Source organism: Pseudorhodoplanes sp. (assembly GCF_035565795.1).
Classification (GTDB): Bacteria; Pseudomonadota; Alphaproteobacteria; order Rhizobiales; family Xanthobacteraceae; genus Pseudorhodoplanes.
The window spans coordinates 1-4,481 of sequence record NZ_DATMRV010000183.1 but is presented as its reverse complement, the minus strand read 5'-3'; the positions used below and the strand labels follow the sequence as shown (position 1 = coordinate 4,481).

At 62.4% G+C, this 4,481-nt stretch carries 6 protein-coding genes and 1 tRNA gene; 5 read left to right on the top strand and 2 right to left on the bottom strand.

What is annotated here, in order from left to right; translation table 11 throughout:
• Positions 1 to 3 precede the first annotated feature (3 nt).
• Positions 4 to 80: transfer RNA gene (locus tag VNZ93_RS16555), tRNA-Trp, on the bottom strand.
• Positions 81 to 365: 285 nt separating this feature from the next.
• On the opposite strand from VNZ93_RS16555, the gene VNZ93_RS16550 reads away from it, so the two are divergent.
• The 4 genes from VNZ93_RS16550 to VNZ93_RS16535 are packed head-to-tail and all read left to right on the top strand — an operon-like array spanning position 366 to position 3,255.
• On the top strand, positions 366 to 1,154 hold the full coding sequence (locus VNZ93_RS16550) for a transporter substrate-binding domain-containing protein (protein ID WP_414710096.1): 789 nt from the start codon (positions 366 to 368) through the stop codon (positions 1,152 to 1,154).
• 21 nt (positions 1,155 to 1,175) lie between these two features.
• Positions 1,176 to 1,838: an amino acid ABC transporter permease gene (locus VNZ93_RS16545; RefSeq protein ID WP_325707425.1), complete on the top strand. Its 663-nt coding sequence runs from the start codon at positions 1,176 to 1,178 to the stop codon at positions 1,836 to 1,838.
• A 15-nt stretch (positions 1,839 to 1,853) separates the two neighbouring features.
• On the top strand, positions 1,854 to 2,504 hold the full coding sequence (locus VNZ93_RS16540) for an amino acid ABC transporter permease (RefSeq protein ID WP_325707422.1): 651 nt from the start codon (positions 1,854 to 1,856) through the stop codon (positions 2,502 to 2,504).
• A complete protein-coding gene (locus tag VNZ93_RS16535; RefSeq protein WP_325707419.1) occupies positions 2,491 to 3,255 on the top strand; it encodes an amino acid ABC transporter ATP-binding protein in 765 nt (254 codons plus the stop codon). Before VNZ93_RS16540 ends, VNZ93_RS16535 begins: the two co-directional genes overlap by 14 nt.
• A 33-nt stretch (positions 3,256 to 3,288) precedes the next feature.
• On the opposite strand, the gene VNZ93_RS16530 is transcribed toward VNZ93_RS16535, so the two are convergent.
• Entirely contained in the window at positions 3,289 to 4,173 is an 885-nt protein-coding gene (locus tag VNZ93_RS16530; protein ID WP_325707416.1) for a LysR family transcriptional regulator, read from the bottom strand.
• 96 nt (positions 4,174 to 4,269) lie between these two features.
• On the opposite strand from VNZ93_RS16530, the gene VNZ93_RS16525 reads away from it, so the two are divergent.
• Positions 4,270 to 4,481: hypothetical protein (locus VNZ93_RS16525; RefSeq protein ID WP_325707414.1), on the top strand; the 212-nt coding region annotated here is incomplete at its 3' end.

Genomic DNA, 4,481 nt, shown 5'->3' with positions numbered 1-4,481 from the left:
GGCTGGCAGGAGTGGAGGGACTCGAACCCCCAACCCCCGGTTTTGGAGACCGGTGCTCTAGCCAGTTGAGCTACACTCCTACGAAGCGCCTGCGGCGGACCGCAAGGCCCGCCGCCAGCGGGGATATGCCCGAGGGATAGGCGTTTTGCAAGAGTCCGCTTGCGGCAGTCCCGCTCCCAAGGACCGCACGCGGCTACCGCCCCCTGCCCTGGACCACCTGCGGCACCTGCCGGTCTGCGGGGCGCAGGCGAAGTTTGCCTGGGGCCAGCTTTCACGAGCCCCCTCTTGCCCGGCCAGGCCCATCACCCGCGGCACGACCCTTGCTCCAGGTTTCCGGAACCGCTGCGTACAACCGGGAGCCTGCGATGAAGCCTGCAAGCCTTGCAATTCGTGCCGCTTTTTTCGGCATCGCCGCCTTAATGGCTGCAACGTCGGCCCGGGCCGACGCGCTCGACGACATCATGAAGGCCAAGGTGCTGAAGGTGGCCGTGCCGCAGGACTTCGCGCCGTTCGGCTCGGCGGGCCCTGATCTCAAGCCGGTCGGCTACGACATCGATATGGCCAATCTCATCGGCAAGGAGCTCGGCGTGAAAGTCGAGATCATCGCGGTCACCAGCGCCAACCGTATTCCCTATCTGCAGACCAAGAAGGCCCATCTCGTCATTTCAAGCCTTGGCAAGAATCCCGAGCGCGAGAAGGTGATCGACTTCTCGAACGCCTATGCGCCGTTCTTCTCCGGCGTCTACGGCACGAAGGAGATCGCCGTTGGCAAGACCGACGACCTTGCCGGCAAGACACTGGGCGCGACCCGCGGCGCAATCGAGGAGCAGGAAATTTCCAAGGCCGCGCCCTCCTCCACCACTGTGAAGCGCTACGAGGACAACAACGCCACGATTTCCGCCTTCATCTCCGGCCAGGTCGACCTGATCGCAACCGGCAACGTGGTCGCCGCGGTGATTGCGGAGAAATCAAAGGCGCGCCCACCCGTTCTCAAGTTCGTGATGAAGGAAAGCCCCTGCTATATCGGCCTGAACAAGGATGAGCCGAAGCTGCTGGCCAAGGTCAACGAGATCATCGCGAAGGCGAAATCGTCCGGCGAACTCAACAAGATTTCGCAGAAGTGGCTGAAGGCGGATCTGCCGGCGAATCTATAAAGCCGCGGCGGCAGACCCGTCATGGGTTACACGCTCGTCTTCGGTGATCTGCTGCCTTACTGGCCTGTGCTGCTGCACGGCCTGATCTTCACCATCGTGCTGACCATCGTATCGACGGTCGCGGGCGTTGCGCTCGGGACCGCCGGTGCATCGGCCCGCGCCTTCGGTCCGAAATGGCTCGACTGGGTGGTGGGCGCCTATGTCGAGATCATCCGCAATACGCCGTTCATCGTGCAGCTCTTCTTCATCTTTTTCGGCTTGCCGGCGGCGGGCGTGAAACTGTCGGAGACGGTGGCCGCTTTCCTGGCGATGACGATCAATCTCGGCGCCTATTCGACGGAGATCATCCGCGCCGGCATTCAGGCAGTCCCGAAAGGACATATCGAGGCGGGCGAAAGTCTTGCAATGTCGCGCCTGCAGATCCTGCGCTACGTCGTGCTGAAACAGGCCTTTCAGAAAATCTATCCGGCCCTGTCATCGCAGATCGTGATCGTGATGCTCGGCTCTGCCGTGGTCTCGCAGATTTCTGCGGAAGATCTAACCTATGCGGCGAACTACATCCAGTCGCGCAACTTCAGGGCCTTCGAGGTCTATCTCGTCGTCACCCTGCTCTATCTCCTGCTCGCCATATCGCTGCGCGCCGTCCTGCGCGGCATCGGGCGCTGGTCCTTCCCGAAAGCGTGAAACCAGGAACGGGCGATGAGCGATTTTTCCTTCTGGGTGATCCTCTCGAACCTCCTTCTGGCGACGCGCTGGACCTTCCTCCTCTCGCTGATCGCGTTCGTCTCCGGCGGCATCGTCGCGCTCGCGCTCCTGTTCGCGCGCGTCTCGGGCAAACCATGGCTCGAGCGGCTGACGCGCTGGTACATCGAGTTCTTCCAGGGCACGCCGCTCCTGATGCAGCTCTTCCTCTTCTTCTTCGGCGTCGGATTGTTCGGCATCGATGTCGATCCATGGATCGCCGCCTGGCTCGCACTCACCTTCTGGACCTCGGCCTTCCTGACCGACATCTGGCGCGGCTGTGTGGAAGCGATTCCGAAAGGCCAGTGGGAGGCCTCCGATACGCTCGCCCTCTCCTATGTCGAACAGATGCGCTACGTGATCCTGCCGCAGGCCGCGCGCATCGCGATCGCGCCGACCGTCGGCTTTTCGGTTCAGGTGATCAAGGGCACCGCCCTCGCCTCGATCATCGGCTTTGTCGACCTGACCAAGGCCGGCACCATGCTGAACAACGCGACCTTCCGACCCTTTCTGGTCTATTCGCTGGTCGCGCTGATCTACTTCGCACTCTGCTTCCCGCTCTCCTGGTACGCGCATCGTCTGGAAAGGCAGCTCAATGTCGCTCGCTGACAAGACGCCAGCCCAAGCGTCCCTCGTGGACATCGTGGATGTGCGCAAGAGCTTCGGCCAGACAGAAGTCCTGAAGGGTGTGTCGGTCCAGGTTGCGCGCGGCGACGTGGTCGCGATCATCGGGCGCTCGGGTTCGGGCAAGTCGACCCTGCTCCGCTGCATCAATGGGCTGGAGACCTACGATGCCGGCGCCATCGTCGTCGACGGCATCGATGTCGGCCTGTACGCAAAGGAAGGAAAGCTGCGCGATCTGCGCCGCAATGTCGGGATGGTGTTTCAGCAATTCAATCTGTTCCCGCATCTCACCGCCGCCGAGAACGTGATGCTGGCCCCCACGGTCGTGAACAAGGTGCAGCCGGTCGAGGCCAGGGAGCTTGCCGCCGAAATGCTCGCCAAGGTCGGCCTCGCCGACAAGGCCGGCAATTACCCCTCCCAGCTGTCCGGCGGCCAGCAGCAGCGTGTCGCGATCGCGCGGGCGCTCGCCATGCGGCCGAACGTGCTGCTCTGCGACGAGATCACCTCGGCGCTCGACCCGGAACTCGTCAACGAAGTGCTGCGCGTGGTCGAGGGCCTCGCCAGGGAAGGCATCACGCTCATTCTCGTCACCCACGAGATGCGCTTCGCGCGCGATGTCGGCACCAAGCTCGTGTTCATGCATATGGGCAAGGTGCATGAGGAAGGCCCGCCGAAGGAGCTGTTCACAAATCCGAAGACACCGGAACTGCAGAACTTCATCGGCTCGGTGCATTGAGCATGGCCAACCGGAACATCGGCAGGGCACGAACTACCCGGTGAAGATCGATTTCAGTGCCGGCTTTTCCTCCGCGATAAAGTCGAAGAATGCCGATATCCGCGGCGCGCGTCTAAGGTCCGGATGGGTCAGCAGACGCCAGCTTCGCGTCAGCTCGGAAATGGGACCGAGCACCCGGACAAGATCGTCCTGCTCGTCCGCAATGGCCGTCGGAAGCGGACCGATCCCGATCCCCGATTTCACCGCATAGACCAGCCCCAGCACGCTGTTGTTGCGCGCGATGATCCGTGCATTTGGTGCAATCGCCTGCAACCATTTCGCAACGCGATGATTTAGCATCGTATCGTCGAAACCCACCAGACGATGATCCGCGAGATCCTCTACACGGCCTGGCTGCCCGTGCTTCTCGATATAGGCGCGGCTCGCATACACCGCCCAGATCGAGTCCGCTATCTTGCGGCCGATGAGGTCGTCATCGGTATCGCCTGAGCGGAACGCGACATCGGCCTCACCCTTGAGCAGATCGAGATAACGATCGCTCGTGACGAACTCGATGCGATACTGCGGATGCCGCGCATGGAAACGCTCAACCAGTGGAGTCAGCCTCGGCACGATCGGTTCCGGACATGTCAGGCGAATGATGCCGCTGCGATCGCGCCCGACATCCGCAACATGCTGATCGAGTTGCTGCACCGCTTTTTCGACCTGCTCCGCAAAGCCGATCAGCTCCTCGCCAAAAGCGGTGAGCCTATAGCCGCGGACATCGCGAGACACCACCGCACGTCCCAGCTTGCTCTCGAGTTCGGACAAGCGGCGCTGCACGGTCGATTGATTGACGCCAAGCGCTTTCGCTGCCGCGATGGTGCTGCCCTCGCGAGCGACCGCAAGAAAGTACTTGAGGTCGTTCCAGTCGAACATGCCGCACTATGCGATTTTGCGGCCCCTGCTGGCAATCTTGCGGCTGCCGCGCGCTTCCGGCGACCGATATGACGGTCTCGACACGGGAGGCATGACATGACCATCGCCGCACAGACCCCGACCGACCCGAACGCCCTCAAGACCGCAATTCGCCGCCAATGGGACGCCTGCGCTCCTGGATGGAACGACAAGAGCGCCGTGATCCGGACATGGCTTCGGGACTCAACCGACGCGATGATGGCGATGACCGGCATCGACACGGGCGCGCGCGTTCTCGATGTTGCCGCCGGTGCAGGCGACCAGACGCT